We start from the raw sequence: 18,798 nt of genomic DNA, 5'->3' as shown, positions 1-18,798 counted from the left end.
TTGTATTACAACTATTGACATCCCGTGGGGAAGGAGGATGATCGGCCCGTTACCTCCGGCAACCTGCGGGGGGACGCGACCCGGGTAACCCGGGCGTGATGGGAGGATGCGATGAAGAAGCATAGCTTGCTGGCGTGCGCCGCCGCGTACGCCATCGCCTGCGCACAACCGGCGCAGGCCCAACAGTCGGGTACTCCGGCGGATGCCTCGGCGGGCGAAGCGGCGTCGCCCTCCCCCGCCGCTCCAAGCGCCGCACTGGAAGACATCGTCGTCACCGCGAACAAGAGGTCGCAGAGCATCCAGGACGTCCCCGCTTCCGTGCTCGCGATAACGTCGGCGGGACTGGAACGGGCGAACGTGCGGGATTTCGACGACCTCGTCCGCACGGCGCCGTCGCTGACCATCACGAAGACAAGTCAGCCCGCGAACAACAGCATCAACATCCGCGGCATCGGGACCTACGCGTACAGCATCTCCACCCAGCCCAGCGTCGTGGTAGTCGTCGACGACATCCCACAGGCCTTCCAGGCCGCGGCGTTCACCGCGCTCGCCGATGTCGCGCAGATCGAGGTCCTGCGGGGACCCCAGAGTACCTTGTTCGGGAAGGCGGCGTCCGCGGGGGCGATCAACATCACGACGCTCGCTCCGACCGACCGGCTTTCGGCGCGGGTCGAGACGTTCTTCACCGACGATGGCGAACAGCGGTATCAGGGTAGCATCTCCGGTCCGCTGACATCGACCCTCAAGGCGCGGCTTTCGGGCAGCTACAGCAAGTATCGAGGGACGATCTTCAACACGTTCACCGGCAACTGGCTTAATGGCCAGTCGGACGTGCTGTTTCGCGGCAAGCTGCTTTGGGAACCGGGTTCGAACGCGTCGATCATCGCATCACCCTACTATGTGCGGACGAAGTCGACCTGCTGTGCGCCGGCACAGTATCAGCTCAGCCCCGGCGTCACGTTCGCTCGCGGACGCATTGGCCAGAACGTCATCCTCGCTGGAATCGTGCCCTCGTCTCAGAACCGCCTCACGCGGCTCGACGTTGATTCGAAGGGCGACTCGACCGACTACGGCACGGGCGTGAAGGCGGCCTATGCATTCGATGGCGGCCCGACGATCGCGTCGATCAGTTCGATCGACAGGTACAAGCTGGTTGATCTCCAGGACACGGATTCAAGCGCTTTCGACTTCCGGACGGTTGCCCCAACCGCCCCTGCGGGCGGTTCGGCGAACGGCGGTTTCTTCAAGGTGACGACCTTCACCGAGGAGCTGCGTCTCACGTCGCCCGACCGGGGGCGCCTGCGCTACGTCGCAGGACTGTTCTACAGCGACACGCGGTCGCTCCGCGACTATGTCCGCGGATCCAACACCCTGGGCAATTTCAACGGGTTGCCGTCGCTACCGTCCACCAACAGCATCGCCTATTCGAGCTATCTCGCGAGATCGGCGCAGCAGACCTATGCCGCGTTCGGACAGGCGACCTACGACGTCACGCGAAGGCTGTCGCTGACCGGCGGCCTCCGGGTTCATCGCGAGGACGTCAGATACAGCTTCATCGATCGGGGAACCGGCGTGCGCTATGGATACCCACGGTGCTCGACGGCGAGCGGGACCGCCGGCCTCGCCGTCTCCACGTGCGACCAGGACACGGTCGTGACCGGAAAGGCGGCAATCCAGTTCCGTCCGACCGAGACCGTGATGGTGTTCGCGGACTATGCGCGCGGCTACAAGGGCTTGGCATACGACCTGACGAGCACCTACACCGTTCGCACGCCGTTGGCGTCAGGCCCGTTGAAGGGCGTACCGGTCGCCGATGCCGTGGCGGCCAGACAGCCTGTGCCGGCAGAACACGGCGACAGCTTCGAAGTCGGCCTCAAGTCCACGTTCCTCGACAATCGGCTCACGTTCAACCTCACCGGCTTCTACGAGGCGTTCTACGGCTTCCAGGCGCAGAGCCGCGACGACACGACCGGCCAGAACATCTTGAACAGTCTGGGCAAGGTGACGTCGCACGGCGTAGAGATGGAGGCAGCCGCCAGACCGTCCACAGCGCTGACGCTAAACCTCTACGGCGCGTACACCGTCGCCCGAATGGACCGCTTCCTCAATGCCACCTGCTTCCCCCAGCAGACCGTCGCCCAAGGGTGCGTCGGCGGCATACAGGACCTGTCGGGGCGGACGCTGCCTAACTCGCCCCGCTGGAACCTCTCGGGCAATGCGCAGTACGATCAGCCTCTGACGAACGACATCATCGGGTTCCTCCAGTCCAGCGTCCACTATCAGTCACGCGTCGTATTCAGCCTTCTTCAGGATCCGGACTCCGAACAGGGCGGATACACGCTGGTGAACCTGGGAGCCGGTGTCAGAAGCGGTCCGTTCAAGGTGACGCTGTTCGTCAACAACGTATTCGACCGCGACTATGTGCTGACCAAGGGACGGGACGGCGTATGGAACTACGGCGTGGCCGCGTCACCGTCGACGTTGGCTGTCAGCTACAAGCCTGGAAGAGACAGCCAGCGCTACTTCGGCGTTCGAAGCGGGTTCACGTTCTGAGAGCTTGCGACGCGCGCCTGTACCAGGATCGCCGAGCCGACCGATGGGTCCTTGCCGGCGAGGAGCAGGCGGCATCGGAGACGAACCGTAGCCGCACCCGAAGGAGGTGGCTGGCGCCCCCTCCTTCGGGTGGTAAAGCGTACTCATGAAGGTAACGAAAGCCGCCAACCTCGCCGACGATCTGGTTCGGCGGTTCGAGAGCCAGATCGAGGCAGGTGAGTTGCTGCCCGGCGGGCGCTTCCCCACCGAGAAGCAGATCACCGAGGATTTCGCCGTAAGCCGGACGGTGGTCCGCGAGGCCTTTGCGCGCCTGGCCGCCCGCGGCTTGCTCGAATCACGCCGGGGATCAGGAGCCTTCGTCGCCGAGGCCGCGCACTATCGTGCCTTCCAGGTGACGCCCGAGGAGGTGGAGGCGATCGAAGACGTCCTGAAGCTGCTGGAGATGCGCATGGGTTTCGAAAGCGAGATGGCCGAACTCGCCGCGAAGCGGCGGTCGGATACAGATCTGGCCGAGATGCGTGATGCACTCGCCGCCATGGAACGTAGTTCCGACGTTGACGGATCGGTCCTGGCAGACGCCGCCTTCCATGCCGCGATCGCACATGCGACCGGGAATGACTATTTCGCTCGCTTCACCTCTTTCCTCGGCGTCCGTCTGATCCCTTCGCGCAGACTTTATCTGCAGGCCGACGATCCCGCCGCGCACAAGGCCTATGCGCAGACGATAAACAAGGACCACGAGGCGATCTACTCGGCCATCGAGGCGGCCGATCCGCCGCGCGCGCGCAGGGCGGCACGCCTGCACATGCAGAAGAGCTACGAGAGATATCAGGCCCTATCCAAACGATCATGAAGCGGTCGCGCTGCGGCGCGGACGGCGGCAACGATTGGCCCCTGTTGAGAAGTGCCTAGAATGGCCACACCTCGAACCGCCGCAATCGACGGGCGGACGGACATTGACGTTAAAAACGCGCGCCAACTGGTCCGCATCTGAAAGATCAGCGTCAGTTCCCCGGTCTAGATCGAGAACGCCAAATCGGGACGGGAAGAGCGAGGCGGACCTCCGTCCCACTACCAAGGACAGAATGGATCGACAGTTTGGCACCGATCTGCTTCGCCCGCTCCTGCATTCCAGTAAGGCCGAAATGTCCCGGCCGTCCGCCTGCCTTGAGCACTTCCGGCGGGATGCCAACGCCGTCATCGCGGATGGAAAGCGTGATGCTGAACATCGCGAATGTCAGATCGACGGTGACGATTGATGCTTTCGCGTGTCGTCTGATGTTGAAGAGCGCCTCGCTAACGATTCCGCTCACCTCGGCAATGCACTCGGGCTCGACCCAACGGACTTTTCCCTTGGAAGTGAAGTTGATCTTAATTCCGGAAGGAAAGTCCTGGCGATCGATGAGCGCGAGGACGACCCCTTCCAGATCGTCACTGGTATCGATCGCCCTGAGCGCATGGACGCGGTCGCGACCGTCGATCAGCACGTCGTCCGCGCGATCCATGGCGTCCTCGAGTTCGCGTCTCGTGCCCTCGTCGCGCACGGACTGCGCAGCGACGTGAAAGCGCAGCATCAGTCCTTGTATGCCCTGCAGAAGCGTGTCGTGGAGTTCGCGTGCGATGCGCTCCCGCTCATTGGTCCGTTCCGCCACTCTGATGCGCATGCGCCGCGTCAGTATCCGAACTCGCAGACTCAAGAGGAACCACAGCAGCACGCCGGCAAGGAGAACACACAACGCTTGGAAGATCCGCGACTGTAGGAAGGTCGGCGGAATGACTATCGGGAGATCGACGCCCTGCCTGTTCCAGACGCCCTTGTCGTTCGACGCTATCACCCGGAAGCGGTAACTGCCCGGCCCGAGGTTGGTGTAGAAAGCCTCCCTTCGCGTTCCCGGATCGACCCAGTCGGCATCAACTCCCTCGAGCCTGTAGCGGAAACGCACGCGGCTCGGCACGGACAGGCTCAACGCCGTATAGCTGATCGAGAGGTTTCTAGTCCCGGCAGGAAGATTCACCGACATCGGATCGGCATAGCGGTGACCGTTCGCGGTAAGGCCGCGGATGAGAACGGTCGGCACCCGAGGATTTGACATCAATCTGGACGGATCGACGCGGACGGCGCTCTGCCGAGTGATGAACCAGATCCGCCCGTCCTCGGCCACCGCGGCCTGAGCACCCTCCTCACCCGTAGGATGGCTGGACAATCCATCCTCCTGTCCGAGCGTGAGGTGCGGCAGGGCCGTATGCGGGTGATCGAAGGCTGCTCGGAAACTCGCCGACGCGACGTGATGGATTCCCTTGTTGTTGAGCATCCAGGTTTCACCGCTTCTGGTCTGCACGAGTCCCCGGACGCCGCGCAGCCAAGGGTATTCGTCTATCGACAGGCGGTTGAACCCGCGTCCGTTCCATCGTGCTATTCCGGTACCGCCCGCGACGAGCAGACCGAAGTCCGTCGGGAAGACTCCGGTCAGTCCACTGACACCGATGGTGTCGCCGTCTAGATACTGGGAAGTCCCTCTTGCGGAGACGAGCAAAAGGGCACGATTGCTGAACATCACGACCGGATTGCCCGCGCCGTCCATGATGATGTCCTTGGGACGTTGCGCGTTCATCGGAAGAGCGAAGCGGCGCCACTTCCCATGATCGAGCAAGAACACTCCGGCACTCGGCCGAGCGACCCATAGCCGCCCCGCTCGGTCGACCCCGCAGCCGGTTACGGCCTGCGCTCCGGGCAACGCGAAGACGCCGACCGTGCGGTCGCCACGAAGCCTCTCCATGTGTCCACCCACTGCCATCCAGATGCCGCCGGACGGGTCGGCGCATAGTGCGCTGGGCTGCATAGCCGGCCTGATGGGCATGGGCATGCCGTTGGAACCGGCGCGGTAGAGCGTCTTCCCGCCAGCGACGTATATCGCACCGCTCGCGTCGACCGCCATCTTGTAACCGCGTGGAGACGTCTGCGGCGGCAATCTGACCTGCTCGACGTCGGCCCTCCGGAACTGATCGAGGCCGTTCTCCGTGGCCGCCCAGACATTGTCCTCGCTATCCTGCAGGATGGCGACGGCCTGGTTGGAGGTCATGCCGTCGCTGGTGCGAAAGTGCTGGATCGACGCGTCGCTGGAAGGGATCCGTCCCGGCCCATCGATGCGGAAGAGTCCATCGGTGTAGGTCGAGCCCCATAGGGCTCCGTCACGAGCGAACAACAGGGCGACGCGGCTCGCCGGCGCCAGTGCGGAGTAGAAGACCGGTTTGCGCGGACGGCGGTGTCCGTGGGGATAGTCGGCTACCATGCGCGTGCCGAACGGTCCTGAGATCCAGATATCGCCTTGCCGATCCTGCGCGAACCCCGCTCCGTCCACCAGTTGCTCACCGGTGTCTTCGAACCGGGTCGCGCCCAAGCGAAGGAAGAAGAGGTGCTTCGCAGTGGCGACCCAGACCGTGCCGTCCCCGGCCGTGAACACCGACCATATCGTTTCGGAAGGCAGCCCCCGACGCTGATCGACATGCTCCCAGGCGCCTCGCCAGAAGCGGTACAGCGCGCCGGGCTCCCTGCCGCCGATGGCGTAGAGGCCGCCTTCCCGATCCTCGGCGAAGCTGGTGATCTCGCCGGGCGCGCTCGGCATGGCGACACGGACCAGGCGTCCGTTGCGATAGACCTCGACGCCGCCCCGTCCCGCGTACCCGACGAAGAGTTCGCCGCCGTGGGATACGAAGACGGCCGTGACCGGGATCGCGCCCGACGGATGACCGTCTGCCGGAGCTATCCGCTCGAAGGTGACGCCGTCGAACCGGTAGAGTCCCTCGTAGGTGCCGAGCCAGAGGTACCCGTCGTGCGTCTGCGCCAGAGCGGACACCATCCCGGGTACCCCCTCGGCCGTCGTCCAACTGCTGTGGGTGATCTGCCGTTGCGCATCAGCCTTCGTCGTCGTCGGGTAAGCCCCGAACAGGAAGGCGAGTCCCAAGACCATGGAGCTGATCATGCTCGCTACCGCGTGCCCCCGCCGCCTTTGGTCTGCTCCCTTGATCATCGACGTCCATCAATGGCCGAAATGTCGACCGCGGCCCATGGAACGGGGATGCATTCACCCGATGTTGAAACCTTATCACCCAGCCCGACGAATCGGAAACTCGGATACGCTCTTCGTTCCGAAGTGGCGGCATCGTGTCGGCAAGCTGCACTTGGCGAACGTGGCTGTCTTGCACGCGGTGTATCTTGGCGCTCCGGGATCTCGCCATCGGACCAACACTCGGCTGCCCCCAGTCCGTTCAGCGCTTAAACGGCTTGGCAACGACATTGCGTCATTGTGCCACCATGTCCGTCGCGAACTCCGCAATTCCGAGCTTGCCGGAAGAGGCCCGCTGGATTGCAGCAGCCCAGTCCGTGAACGCTTGGCGCGGACAACTCGTCCAGGCGTTCGCGTCGGCCGAAGCCGCCGTAAGCGAGGCCCTGCTCAGTCTTTCCGGCATACCTGGTCGCGGCGATGACATCCGACTCCGTCATCTCATCGGACAGCGCTTCCAGGATCTCGCGGACGCATTAGACGCGAGCGGTCCGTTTGCGGCAGAGGGCGCCATCGCAGCGTCCTGTATCGCTGCGTTCCGCATTCACGAACCACTCCGGACCGTTCTCGGTCACGGCGTGTTCCGCATCGCTCTCGATCGTCGCGATCGCTGGGTTGTGATTGCAAAGGTCGTCACCTTCCGTGCGAAAGGTGCGGAGAGGATATCCTTGGTGTTCGAACAGGACGATGCCGAAAGAACGGCTTCCGAGGTCAGAGCGCTTGGACAGAAGGTCTCATCGTCTCTCGGCAACCTGATGCGGTCAATCGCGCGCTGAGAACGCAGAGCTCTACATCGTCGCCGCGTGGAATACGCGCAACATCCACGCCTTCGACCCCGCTCGGACGGTCCTACAGGCGTGGAACCGAGGACGTGCGCCGACGACGGCCGAAGCCCGCCATCCGCATCTGCAACGCGAGGCGGGCCATTTCGAACGGAGGCCGGAGCGCAACATCAGTGATCACGCGCCCCGGATGCCGCTGGTGCCAGACGGCACGTCGCGCGGATCTTGCTTTCTTAGCCTGCCTCGCCGCTCAACCCCGCGATGACCCCGGCCGCGTCGTCTGCTGAGCCCAAGAAGCGATACCCAGACGTTTCGGCAGGCTAGCGAGTACGCTGTCGAGTTCATGTCCCGGGCCACCCGAACAGCCCCGCTGGTGCGTCGCAACCATGCGACGACCGTCCGCCGTGATCCAAGTAATCGTGTATGACGACGTATCGCTGATCGCCGCGGTACATGGGACGCGCTCCGTCGTTCCCTCTGCGGGGCGGAACGCCGCGAGATCGCCGGCGACCGCCCGGTAGACTTCGGGGCTAGAACGGCGATCGCGATCGCCCACCTCGGCAGTGTGGCGCTTGCCGGAGAAATGAACGTCTCCGTTTGGAGCGAGCATCACGTCATACACGGGGCAGAAGCCGAAGCACGGTCCGACAGAAACCGCGATGGTCTCGGGCGATCCGGCGAGGGGCGGGTTCATCACGACTTGCGGGATGGATGCGCACGCACCCAGTGAGATCAGCGCAGGCATCAACAGTACGCCGGATCGACGCATTTCGCTCTCCTTGAAACAATCACTCTCTCGTAGACGGAACCGCAGACCACCAGCCTTCATGTCGCACCGGTCCGCTCAAAAGGATCGTGATCAGGCAGCCGCGCAAAGCTACGTTCGTCATCTCATTTTCCTCAACCGATTTGAATCATGAAACAGCGATTGCCGACCAATGGATCACGTGTCTCACCGACAAATCCAGATCTGCGGGTTCGATGTTGCCGCTCCCGAAGAACGGTCTGCGGCAAGATTTGAGACGACATTGAGCCGCAGCAACAAGCATTCAGGATGCCTATCCGCTGTGGCAGTTGCGCAAACATGCAGCGGGGGTGCGCATTTGCGCAGCCTCGTGACGCAAACGCGCACTGCGAGGTTCGTCTGAATGAAAGCGCCTTAACGGCAGTCTGTCATCCGATACTGCCGCCAATACCGCTCCCATCGGACTGCGGCGCCGGCCTCGATCGTCGCGCATGACAGCGACCGGCCGTCGGGCAGCGTGCACCGGGCGACGATGCGGCTGTAGCTTCTACCAGTCGGCTCACATCGCAGCGCCTTCCCCAGTACCAGCCGCTCAACGATCTGCTGGCTGCGTTTGGCAGCGGCGTTGTCGCAGCGATAGTTCACCCGCCGCGGGTCTACCGCCCGACACGGTGACGCGCTCTCGAAGTCCGGCGCCTGAACACCGGCGATCCGAACCTTGATACCGCTCGAGCACCATAGAGGACCGTCACCGTCATGAACGCGCGTCACGATGCATGAGAAGGCCGTCGCTGGTACGATGGCGATCATTGCCCCAACATCCGCATCACTGCTTCGTCCGGCTAGCATCCGCCACAGCGTTCAGACAATCGGCTAGCACCTCCCATTGCCGGTACTGCTCGGGCTTCTCCGGGGGCGACTTCTGCATGCCCGACGCAACGATCTCGCATGCGCCCATCTGGCCATGATCCGCCATCAGCGCGAAAGCCTGTTCCCATGCGTCCTGCATCACGCGGACAACCAGTCCGACTCGGCATCGTCCACTGCCGCGAACATGTCGCCCTCGGCCTGCATGGCACTGAGGTGCTTGCGCACGTCTTCCGGATCACCGTTGCGGGGGAAGCGGCGATCGGCGACCGCTCCAATCGCAAGCTGGCCGACGAGGTCGATGCGGTCCTTCTGTGTAATGAGCCACTGGCCGAACGCTGGTTTTGGCTGCTGCTGGTCGTCATCGTGCTCAGTCATCTGGCGTCCTCGAATTGTCGGCCCCACCAATCGCATCAGATCGATGTTCTTGCAATGTTCTTGCGAATCAATCCGGATCGCGCCTAGCTACGGGGATGCCGCTTGCGGCGACTCGACACTGATGGAGCAATGAAATGCAGCACGATCTGCGGCTACGTGCGGCTGCCCGCGCCACATACGATAACGTCTATCCGTCAGCGGACCCTGCTCCATTCAGCTTCGACGAGGCCGAGCGGTTTGTCACGGTGGAGTATAGGCAAGCCGTCGGCGCGGCCCAGGATGCTCGGTCGGTTCTTGCCGCCCGGCATGAGCAGCTCCTCTTCACCGCGATTCTCTAGGTCGTGTCCTCGACAAACGGTAACCACCCGGTCGTTGTCGCGCTGAACCGTTTCGAGGAAGCCCTGCGGCTTCACGACGTCCCGTTCGAACTGGTGCCCTGCGAGGTGCCGTTCTTCCTCGTCCATACGCAAGCTGGGTTTCCGTCGCCGGCCCAAGACGACATGCAGGAACCGATCGACTTGGGCGCGTGGCTCGTCGAGCATCCGGCCGCGAGCTACATCATGCGCGTCGACGGCCGATCCATGTCCGGCGCGGGAATCAACGATGGTGATATGATCGTAGTGAACCGTGCCAGGAAGCCAAAGGCCGGTTCGATCGTGGTAGCACTGGTCCACGGCGACCGGACGCTCAAGCGGTTGCGCTATGTCGACGGCCGCCATTGGCTCGTGCCCGAGGCCGAAGGGTTCGCGGACATTCTGGTCGACGAGCACGTCGAGATCTGGGGCACGGTCGTCGGTGTCGCGCGCAAGATGGCATGAGCACGCCGATCGCCCTGATCGACTGCAACAACTACTACGTCTCGTGCGAGCGCGCCTTCGATGCCAGCCTGGTGGGCGTGCCGGTCATCGTGCTGTCGAACAACGACGGTTGCGCCATCGCCCGATCGGCAGAGGCGAAGGCACTCGGCATCAAGATGGGAGACCCGATCCACCACCTGCGAGACAAGGTCCGGCAACACGGCATTCAGGTCCGGTCGTCGAACTATGCGCTCTACAGTGACATGCAGCGTCGGGTGATAGCCGCGTGCGAGTCCTTCGCACGCGACTTCGAGATATACTCGATCGACGAGACATTCCTGGATCTGGCGGGGTTCGAGGGCCGTGATCTTGTCGCCCACGCGAACGCGATGCGGGCGCAGGTCCAGCTATGGACGACGATACCCACGTGCGTCGGCATCGCGTACACCAAGACGCTGGCGAAGCTGGCGAACGCGGCGGCCAAGAAGAACCCGCAGTTCGGCGGTGTGGCCGATTTTCGTGACGAAGACGTGCGGCGCGAGGTGATGCATGCTTTCGCGGTCGGCGACGTGTGGGGCGTAGGGGGTGCGACCGCACGCAAGCTGACCGGCCTGGGGATCCACACCGCGGGTGCGCTGCGGGACATGCCGATGAAACAGGCTCGCGCCGTAGGCACTGTCGTGCTCGAACGGCTGGTTGCCGAACTCCGCGGCGTTCCGTCCAACGCGGTCGAGGCGGTCGAGCCGCGCCGCAAGGGCATGGCAGTCACCCGGTCGTTCGGCACGCCGATCTGCGACTTCGAGAGGATGATGGGCGCGTTGTCGCAGTATGCGCTGCGGGCAGGAGAGAAGCTGCGGTCGCACGGGTTGGTGGCTGCCCGGCTGACCGCGTTCTTCCACACCAACAAGCACAAGCCCGACCGACCGCAGTACGGCGCATCGAGGATGGTAACCCTTCATCCGATGACGAATGACAGCCTCGAACTGATCGCAGCGGCTAGGCGCGGTGCGGAGAAGGCGTGGCGCGATGGCTACGCCTACACGAAGGCCGGCATCATGCTCGACGATCTGTTGCCCGAGGACGAGCGGCCGCGCACCCTGTTCGAGGAGGATACGGCCAAGCGGGACCGGTTGATGGGTGCGCTTGACGCGATCAACGCAAGGTTCGGCACTTGGACGGCGGTGACGGCATCGCAGGGGTTCAAGCGGGAGTGGAGGATGCGATCGGAGATGCGGTCGCCAGCGTGGACGACGGACATAGCGCAGGTACCGACGGTCCGAGCGTAGAGGCGGCCAGACCGTATTGCATTTGGGCGGCAGCGCCACGAGAAAGCCAGATGCCCCATGCCAGCAACATCGTCCATTGCGACGGCCCCGAAAGCCCGCACGCCTTCGACATCGTTCCGCTACAGCCTCGCAAGGGCAGCCTCGATGCGATGTGTCCGGTCTGTCAGGGCAGAGGTCAGTGGAACTCCGAGATCGATCTCGTCAGCTTCCGGTGCAAGCGCACCGTTTGCGGACGCTGCCACGGCGCGGGATGGGTCGAGACGGGCTCCGATCCGGTCGGACTTCCCGATATCGAGATCGCACCGGGAGGCTACCCCCGGTGGACACTGCGCTACGAGCCTGCTGAGGCCCCCTCTGGACCCGATCCGGAAACGCCAGGCCTATCGCAGGCTTGATCTGTTACTTGCTCGGGGTCGGGTTATCCAACCTTCCGCGGTCCGCGCGACCTCCTCGTCGCTAGCTCCTCCGGCAGTTCCTCGCCAACCAGGAGCGCGTCATCGGAGATGCCGGGTGCGGTGTCGGCCGGCGGCTCGTCGATCGCGCGCTCATTGGAACCGTCCGTGATCTTCTCCGCTTGTCATGTCAGTCTCCTTCGCAGTGTTCAAACGCACAGACGTGTTTAGGGAGGCAGACGATCAGCGACGGTGAGTCGCTACCGCCTGGACGCTGCAGCGACGGCGTCGGCGGCAGCTGCTATCCGACGCCAGTCTCGCGGGTTGGGTGTCGTGTAGAATGGCGAAAAGTCTGTCCACGAAACACTCGGTCTCGTCCTCGCCAAAAGCCGCAGCGATGGCCGATGCCTTTTCCCAGACCTCGAGGTCGGACATTACCGGATGCTCAGGCAAGCGGCTTGCTCTCGCGCGTAGGAAAGACGGGACCGCGCGCAGTCATTCGATCGGTAGGGTATGGCGCTGCAGCGCGAGCACCTCGTCATAGCTGCCGGTCAGCCACCGCTCGTGATAGCCCGACCGCAGGACCGTGATCATAGCCTCGGGATGGATCGGCGCGACTAGTTCGTTCGCGTCGCACGTGATGAGAGCATCAAACATTGCGATATCTAATCGGCTTCGTGCCAATAGTTGGACACCCTCAAGACGCGCGATGATCGCCTAAGGGATGTCCAGTGCATCGATGTAATCCATGTAAATCCCCCGATGCGAAGCGGCCGCTCATCTTACACGCCCGCCGCCGGACCATTCTCTCCGGCGGACCAGGACTAGTCGCAACGAAAACGTGAACTCCGGTTCTGCCGCGCCGGACGAACGTCGTTCGACTCCACCGTGACGGCGGGACCGTGGGGCGGGCATCAGCCGGTCAAACACCAGACTGCGAGCCGCAGACGCTTCCAACGGCGGGGGTGAACTTCGCAGGTGGATCAGCGGCGGTGTCCGCGACCAGGAAGTCAGCAAGCAGGTCGACTCAACGACGCTCTGCCTCAACGTTCGCTAGTCCGGAAGCTGCAGCTTCTCTGCCCACGGCGGACACATCGAGTTTATCTGAAGCATTCGTGCGGTCAGCTCGTGCTTAGCGAACCCCGCGGCGATGATGGCCGCACGCTCGTTCGATCTTAGATATGCATCGAGCGGACGAACGCCCCCGCCGCTGACGTCTTGCAGCGCTCTTTCACCGGACAACTCGCCATTCCGTCCCAACTGCTGATGTTCCATACCCGCCTCCGCGCGCACCTCATCGAAGGCCACCGGGATCACGGGAGATCTGAAGCTGATCGTCGTACCTTCCTCCGTCAGTACCGCGGATTTTATTATAAATGCCGGGTCCTCGAAGATCGGGTGACTGATTACCGCGTCAAGCCGCTTGCCCGGGAGCATCAAGACATACGTTTCAGGCCAGGCTTGCGGAACCTGGATTGTACATGCCCGCGTTCCAGTTGATCGAACGTTGCAACCGTCCACGATGAAGGAACCATGCACGATTCCGGAACTCATCCGCACTGCCCAACCGCCACTGGCATGAACACGCGGTCGCACGAAGGCTCCGTTGACGTAGTGACGTCTTTCCCAACCGTCCCCCATCCTCGATGTGTAGGATTTGCTCACAGCCGTCCATGACGCGGGGCTCTCGATCTCGGACCAGGGAAAGCCTTCCGAGGGTTCTGGAACGTGAGCGATGGGTAGAATACCGTACAGCATCGCCGAGAGCGAAAGTCCCTCAAAGGCACATGCCTTGGACAGAAGGAGGGAGACGCCCTTCATCTCATCTCGCAATCGCCGAAGCCGCAAGGTGCCCGCTTCCTCCCGCTCTGCGCTAGCTGCGTTGAGCTGACCCACCCACTCGGCTGCCTGCACCACCTGCTCGGGATCCCGCAGCACGCTCGCGACATATACCAGCGCGCTCACGTCGGTCTCCCGCCGACGCCAGCAGTAAATGAAGCGACTTTGGTCGGTCGGATGTTTCAGGTTCGCTATGCGCGTCATCTTAGACGATCTCGTTGCATTGTCCGTTCCTCGATGGGTGTGACATCACGATGGGCCGGATCCGGAGGACGAAACCAGGACCTAATGCGGAAAAGGAGGTCTACGTAGAACGCTCGCAGAGTCGACCGCGCGGGTGGCTCGGCGGGGCCGAAGCTGGGCATCCAATCCACGGTCCCCCGCGTGATGCGGTAGTGCGAACGACAGGCGAGGCTCGCGTTGCCGATGCTCGGCTCGAGCGTGACGGACGTCCCGTCGCAGGTCACGCTCCAGCCATCGCCGCCGATCGGCGTGACTATCTCGGTCCCGCATCCGCAGGCGCACAGGTGCACCGCGACCCCGAACTCGGCCGAGACGTAAAGCGTCGCGCTGCGCAGCCTTTCCGGGATCAGGCCGACGGAGCGGTGCGACATCACACGCACCCTCACGTCGTGGTATCCACCGGCCGCTCATCATTCATCAACGTGTTGCCGTCGACCACGTAGGCGCTCCAGTGTTAACGTTCGAAATCGGCATAGAAGCCGAGATGGCGTTTCCACCGGACCACCGCGAGCGCCGCGTTCAGACAGTTCAGGTCGGCGACCTGAACGTTGCTTGAGTACGGGTCGTCGGCGTCGTCATCGCCCGTCATGGGGATGCGGCCCCGCTCGCGGACATGACCGCGCATCTCGTCGGTGGAGGTCGTGACGCGGACCGTCCCGACGATGCCCGCGTCGGAGACATGGAGCCCCATGCCGATGTCGATAAAGGGCTTCCCCACCATTTCCAAAAATTCGACTATCGGACGCCGGCTTGCGGCGCTGTCCACCGCAATGAAGACGAAATCGACGTTCCTGAGGCCCTGGAGATTGCTCGGGCCCAGGCGCGAGCGATGCGGAACGATCCCGGCGTGCATCCTCCCGTATATGCTCGCGAGATAGTCCACCTTGGCTGGGCGCCGGCCGAGTTCCTCGAGCGTAGGCGCTCCGGGCGCGCGAAACGCGGTGTGCTGCTCGAAAACGTCCGGATCCCAAAGGTGGATGCGCGACACCGGGGTCTTCGCGACCAGGTCCAGAATGTACGACCCGCCGCCACCTAGTCCGACGATCGCGATCGAATGGTTCCGCAGCTTGTCGGTGAAGGCGCCGATCTGCGCCCGCGACGAAGCGGTGTCCTGATAGCGGAACACCGATCTGGCAGCCGGAGACACAGTGCGGACCGCTCGACGCGCGCCGACCGTCGGATCGATCGCGCGCGCATGTCCCTCGATCTCGGCGATGTAGGTCGTGATCAGGGCATGGTAATCAGGATAGTTGCCGGTCACCGGCTGACTCGACATCATGTGGTCGATCGTCATGTCGTCCCCAAAATGCCTAGCCTGCCTCGTATGCAGCATCCGCAGGGGTTGGCCCCGATTGTCGTGCGGCGTGCCCCCCCCAAAGTAGGCGACGTGACTCTGCGGCCGTATCGTCCGGTCTCCCGCGAGGCTGAGCACCGTCAGCACCGTTCCATGCCGAATTACGCCGTCGGAATCGACGAACGGCACCCCCCTGACTACGAGGTGGCCCGTCTCGATAGCAAGGTCGAAACCTTCGTTGGCAAGCCGGGAAAGATCGGCGCTAGCTCTTATCGGTTGATGAGACATTGATCACCGCTCCTGGTTGTAGACGCGCTGCTTGGCGCGGAACGAGGGAGCCATCGGGCCGGTCTCCGCCAGCGCGTCGAACGGTCACGGTGAATGTACGCTCCGGCCCCGCCGGCAGCTGAGGGAAGGCGAGCCGGACGAGGTCCTCGAAGGTCGCTTCCGCGGTCGCAAGCTCGCGAGGCCGACCGTTCAGGATGATCGGAACGCTGCGTTGCGCAGGTGCAACCGGAAGCCGGCGGGTCGAAACTTCCGGCGCGCCGCCGGTAAGGTCGATCAGGCCGCCGGTTCGCACAGGCCCGGTGCCGCCGTTAACGTAAAGCTCGCGATCGGAGGGTACGGACGCGATGTCGCGGACGTCTGAGGCGAGGATGCCGGGATCCAACCAATCCCAGTCCACATCGTCGACACGCAACGCCCAGTGCGATTGCCCCCTTCCCGATCGGAACGCCGGTACATCCTCGCCAAGCGGGATGACAGTTGCCGGTTCGATCAACGAGGCGCGTCCCCCGTCGACCCGGACCAGGCGGTGCGCGTCGGCCGGCACGAGGCCGGCGATCTCGACCGCCTCACACCCGGTAATCGACATGCCCGCGACAGGGATCTCCCTACCGTCCACTTTGATAAGGTACTCCTGCACCCCAGCGTCCCTCACGTCGTTGTTTGCGTCGTCCATCGTTCACTCCTCACAGTTAAATGTCGTTCAGGCGCTCGGTATTTGCCCCGAGCCGATGCGGTTCCATCAGCCGGGACCGTAGACATGCTCGAACGCCGTCGCTGCCAGTCCGTATCGAGCCGCGGCCTTGAGGCCCGGGTGGCGCCATCGCTCCGCCCCGTCGTCGGTCCAGTCGGCGAGACGACCGAGTTCGTCACCCATCGCGCGATCGGTGGCTACCTCGACCAGCGCTTCGATCCATGCCAGTTCCACCCAATCCGGCTGGTCGGGCAGCGTGAGTGCGACGGTCGTCGTGAAGTCCTGCAGTTCAGCTGGAAGCTCGGCGTCCGGCGGCAGCTGGATCAGCCATGTCGCCTCGGAGAGGTCCAGCGTGATGCCCAGACCCCCGTCGTCGATCCGGGACCGCATCGGATCCATGGCGGCTGCCAGTCTAGCAAGGGTGTTCGCATCGGCCGTCTCCACGCCAGTCACGTTTATGATGGGATTGGCGCAGTCCGTCATGCTCATCGCCAACGCCAGGGCAGACGGCAGTGCCGGCGTTGGCCCACGGCCCGGCGAACCCAACCCGCTGACCATCGCACAGCTCGAGACGTCGATCGCGATGTGCGCCACCCCCGCCTCCCAAGCGAGCCGACGGGCGACGTGGGTCCTGCCCGCGCCACATGGACCAGTCACCGCCAGCGGAAGCATGTGAAACCAAGGTCGACCGGCGTCCCGCTGATGCCGGCACGCCAGATCGATCGCCCCGAGCCATTCGGCATTCCACTCGCAGCCAAGCCGCGGCGTTATGCCCGCAGTCACGCGGTCGCCTCCGCGCAGTTGCCGAGGAGCGTCCAGTCCCCACGGAACGACGTGGGCTGCGTAGCTTTCGGCGATGCACATCGTCAGCGAAGGATCCCAGCTTTCGATGGTCGCGTCTTCGCGAGCGTCGCTGGCGCCAAAGGCGGTGTCCGCTTCACGAGCTTCGTCGATCGCGGGGTTCTCGATGAGCATCACCACGCGGGCCTCCACTTCGTCGCCAACACCGTCAGGGCGCCTTCGAAGACATCGGTCTCGATGCCGGGCAGAAGCTCGATCATGCGGGAGCGGCAGCGCTCCTCGGACCAGACCCGATCGGCGCCGACCCCAAGCTGCGCGGTCAGCTCGTTCCAACGGTGGAACCCGCATCCCGCTGCGATCGCCTCCAAGCCGACGTGCTGCTGCACGTCGTCGCCGAGAGCGCGGCACGCCTTGACGAGGATCATGGCTCCGCGCTTCGCGTACTTGGCGGATATCCCGCCAGGGTTCACCCCCGGGACGGAAAGCGCCGACGCGCTCACGTCCTGATGGGAATGGTGGTCCATAACGGCGCCGACGATGTTATTCATTCTCTATCCTCCCTTACCGATGCGACCGCGTCGTCGATCATCCGGCGGACGAGGCCGCCCAGATCGACGAAGGTGATGATGGATTCCTCGAGAAGCGGGTCGGGCTCCTCCTCGAACAGCGCCGCGCAGTCCTCGCGATCGCGGAACTCCAGCAGATCGACCTCGGTGCATCCGAGATAGGCCGCGGCACGGTAGATCTGGATCATGATGGGGGCTCCTGACAAAGCCGCCTGACCGACGGCATCGTCGATGCAGCGGCTGAGCGCCGCCGATCCCCGGGTCGCGGCGACGGCGCCCCAGATGGCCCAACGGGGCACGTTTCGTTCGAGCCACGCGAAGAGGAACTCGCGATAAAGTGGGGCATCGAACGTGACCGTCCAGACGAACACATGCGAACGGCCGCCACGCTCACGGCGGGCCAGTGCGATTGCCGGCATTCCATCCGACAGTATGCGCGTAAAACAGTAGGGAAGATCGGCCCTATGCATCGACGCTCTCCGGTCCTGGCCAGAAGCGCAACGGCCGAAGTCCGCCGCTGCCTAAGCCTGCCTTCTTCACGGCGCGCTCGGTCTCGAGCATGCTGGCGAAGATGAGTTTCTCAAGAGCCTCGCGCCCGTGGGCATTTACGAGGTCGGCGAACTCGCGATACCGACCCGTCTGATGCTTAATGAAATCCCAGATCCGGTCGCGGTCCCCCTTCCTGTCGAGGACAAGGGAGAAGATCGGATCCGACCTCGTTTTCTCATGGTAGAGGATGATGGAGTAGCTCTTCTCCTTTCCCCAAACCTTGTTGTTGCACCCGCACCAGATGTTGCCAGGGTCGTTCTCGTCGTCATCCTCATCAAGGTCCGCCGGCCATGGGGCGATAGCGTCCACGGTCGATGGCTCCGTCAGCACGGCATCCGCCGTCTCGCGGGCGACCATTCCAGACAGGTAGGCCGGACCGAGACCGGTCGCCGCACGTCCCCAGACGGACCACCGGTCCGGGCGGGACCACATCCAGGCGAACAACCGGCCGGCGTGATCCGGATCGACGGCGCCGCCGAAGACCCAAATGCTATCGTACCTCTCCGAACCGTCATCCATTCCGCGCACCAAATGGAGCGACGGCGTCGTACCCAGAAGGCATGCGACGTCCAGATAGGGAACGAACGGCTGAAGGGGCACGTCCTCGACGCCGAAGAACACGGCGTCCGCGGGGACCGAGCGGCTGATGTTTTCGTGTACCACGAC

At 63.7% G+C, this 18,798-nt stretch carries 20 protein-coding genes; 6 read left to right on the top strand and 14 right to left on the bottom strand.

The window, feature by feature from the left end; all coding sequences use genetic code 11:
* Positions 1–111: 111 nt before the first annotated feature.
* Positions 112–2,553 carry a TonB-dependent receptor gene (locus AC59GX_RS04185; protein ID WP_497300989.1) on the top strand — a complete coding sequence of 814 codons (2,442 nt, stop codon included), beginning with the start codon at positions 112–114 and terminating at the stop codon, positions 2,551–2,553.
* Between the two features lie 145 nt (positions 2,554–2,698).
* A complete protein-coding gene (locus tag AC59GX_RS04180; RefSeq protein WP_497300988.1) occupies positions 2,699–3,406 on the top strand; it encodes a FadR/GntR family transcriptional regulator in 708 nt (235 codons plus the stop codon).
* A 151-nt stretch (positions 3,407–3,557) separates the two neighbouring features.
* Here the strand turns inward: AC59GX_RS04180 and AC59GX_RS04175 are convergent, their stop codons facing one another.
* Positions 3,558–6,533 (bottom strand): sensor histidine kinase, encoded by a 2,976-nt coding sequence (locus AC59GX_RS04175; protein WP_497300987.1) that lies wholly within the window; start codon positions 6,531–6,533, stop codon positions 3,558–3,560.
* A 332-nt stretch (positions 6,534–6,865) separates the two neighbouring features.
* Here AC59GX_RS04175 and AC59GX_RS04170 point away from each other — a divergent pair, with 332 nt between their 5' ends.
* Positions 6,866–7,390 carry a hypothetical protein gene (locus AC59GX_RS04170; RefSeq protein WP_497300986.1) on the top strand — a complete coding sequence of 175 codons (525 nt, stop codon included), beginning with the start codon at positions 6,866–6,868 and terminating at the stop codon, positions 7,388–7,390.
* A 256-nt stretch (positions 7,391–7,646) separates the two neighbouring features.
* Here the strand turns inward: AC59GX_RS04170 and AC59GX_RS04165 are convergent, their stop codons facing one another.
* The 4 genes from AC59GX_RS04165 to AC59GX_RS04150 form a co-directional block, all read right to left on the bottom strand.
* A complete protein-coding gene (locus tag AC59GX_RS04165; protein WP_497300984.1) occupies positions 7,647–8,165 on the bottom strand; it encodes a DUF6438 domain-containing protein in 519 nt (172 codons plus the stop codon).
* 390 nt (positions 8,166–8,555) lie between these two features.
* On the bottom strand, positions 8,556–8,951 hold the full coding sequence (locus tag AC59GX_RS04160; protein ID WP_497300982.1) for a thermonuclease family protein: 396 nt from the start codon (positions 8,949–8,951) through the stop codon (positions 8,556–8,558).
* A gap of 16 nt (positions 8,952–8,967) precedes the next feature.
* Positions 8,968–9,150 (bottom strand): hypothetical protein, encoded by a 183-nt coding sequence (locus AC59GX_RS04155; RefSeq protein ID WP_497300981.1) that lies wholly within the window; start codon positions 9,148–9,150, stop codon positions 8,968–8,970.
* A complete protein-coding gene (locus tag AC59GX_RS04150; protein WP_497300979.1) occupies positions 9,150–9,386 on the bottom strand; it encodes a hypothetical protein in 237 nt (78 codons plus the stop codon). The genes AC59GX_RS04155 and AC59GX_RS04150 overlap by 1 nt, the downstream gene beginning before the upstream one ends.
* Before the next feature lie 134 nt (positions 9,387–9,520).
* Here AC59GX_RS04150 and AC59GX_RS04145 point away from each other — a divergent pair, with 134 nt between their 5' ends.
* From AC59GX_RS04145 to AC59GX_RS04135, 3 genes are read left to right on the top strand one after another with little or no spacing between them, the layout of a single operon-like run.
* Complete coding sequence (locus AC59GX_RS04145; RefSeq protein WP_497300977.1) at positions 9,521–9,724, top strand: hypothetical protein; 204 nt, start codon at positions 9,521–9,523, stop codon at positions 9,722–9,724.
* A 3-nt stretch (positions 9,725–9,727) separates the two neighbouring features.
* Positions 9,728–10,204, top strand: a complete 477-nt coding sequence (locus AC59GX_RS04140) for a LexA family protein (protein ID WP_497300975.1) — start codon at positions 9,728–9,730, stop codon at positions 10,202–10,204.
* Positions 10,201–11,469 (top strand): Y-family DNA polymerase, encoded by a 1,269-nt coding sequence (locus tag AC59GX_RS04135; RefSeq protein ID WP_497300974.1) that lies wholly within the window; start codon positions 10,201–10,203, stop codon positions 11,467–11,469. The genes AC59GX_RS04140 and AC59GX_RS04135 overlap by 4 nt, the downstream gene beginning before the upstream one ends.
* Before the next feature lie 887 nt (positions 11,470–12,356).
* Here the strand turns inward: AC59GX_RS04135 and AC59GX_RS04130 are convergent.
* The 9 genes from AC59GX_RS04130 to AC59GX_RS04090 form a co-directional block, all read right to left on the bottom strand.
* Entirely contained in the window at positions 12,357–12,518 is a 162-nt protein-coding gene (locus AC59GX_RS04130; RefSeq protein WP_497300972.1) for a hypothetical protein, read from the bottom strand.
* Positions 12,519–12,914: 396 nt separating this feature from the next.
* Positions 12,915–13,826: a hypothetical protein gene (locus tag AC59GX_RS04125; RefSeq protein WP_497300970.1), complete on the bottom strand. Its 912-nt coding sequence runs from the start codon at positions 13,824–13,826 to the stop codon at positions 12,915–12,917.
* A gap of 74 nt (positions 13,827–13,900) precedes the next feature.
* Positions 13,901–14,314 (bottom strand): ubiquitination-like system serine protease family protein, encoded by a 414-nt coding sequence (locus tag AC59GX_RS04120; protein ID WP_497300968.1) that lies wholly within the window; start codon positions 14,312–14,314, stop codon positions 13,901–13,903.
* A gap of 83 nt (positions 14,315–14,397) precedes the next feature.
* Positions 14,398–15,525 carry a ThiF family adenylyltransferase gene (locus AC59GX_RS04115; protein ID WP_497300967.1) on the bottom strand — a complete coding sequence of 376 codons (1,128 nt, stop codon included), beginning with the start codon at positions 15,523–15,525 and terminating at the stop codon, positions 14,398–14,400.
* Positions 15,500–16,198: a multiubiquitin domain-containing protein gene (locus AC59GX_RS04110; protein WP_497300966.1), complete on the bottom strand. Its 699-nt coding sequence runs from the start codon at positions 16,196–16,198 to the stop codon at positions 15,500–15,502. Before AC59GX_RS04110 ends, AC59GX_RS04115 begins: the two co-directional genes overlap by 26 nt.
* A gap of 66 nt (positions 16,199–16,264) precedes the next feature.
* Entirely contained in the window at positions 16,265–17,197 is a 933-nt protein-coding gene (locus tag AC59GX_RS04105; RefSeq protein WP_497300964.1) for a hypothetical protein, read from the bottom strand.
* The gene (locus tag AC59GX_RS04100) at positions 17,191–17,565 is read right to left on the bottom strand and encodes a hypothetical protein (RefSeq protein WP_497300962.1); all 375 of its coding nucleotides are present in this window, start codon (positions 17,563–17,565) and stop codon (positions 17,191–17,193) included. Before AC59GX_RS04100 ends, AC59GX_RS04105 begins: the two co-directional genes overlap by 7 nt.
* A complete protein-coding gene (locus AC59GX_RS04095) occupies positions 17,562–18,002 on the bottom strand; it encodes a hypothetical protein (RefSeq protein ID WP_497300960.1) in 441 nt (146 codons plus the stop codon). The genes AC59GX_RS04100 and AC59GX_RS04095 overlap by 4 nt, the downstream gene beginning before the upstream one ends.
* Before the next feature lie 43 nt (positions 18,003–18,045).
* Complete coding sequence (locus AC59GX_RS04090) at positions 18,046–18,795, bottom strand: hypothetical protein (protein WP_497300958.1); 750 nt, start codon at positions 18,793–18,795, stop codon at positions 18,046–18,048.
* Positions 18,796–18,798 lie beyond the last annotated feature (3 nt).

The sequence above is a fragment of the Sphingomonas sp. 320_CC genome, from assembly GCF_059691795.1.
This window is presented reverse-complemented; position numbering and strand designations above follow the sequence as displayed.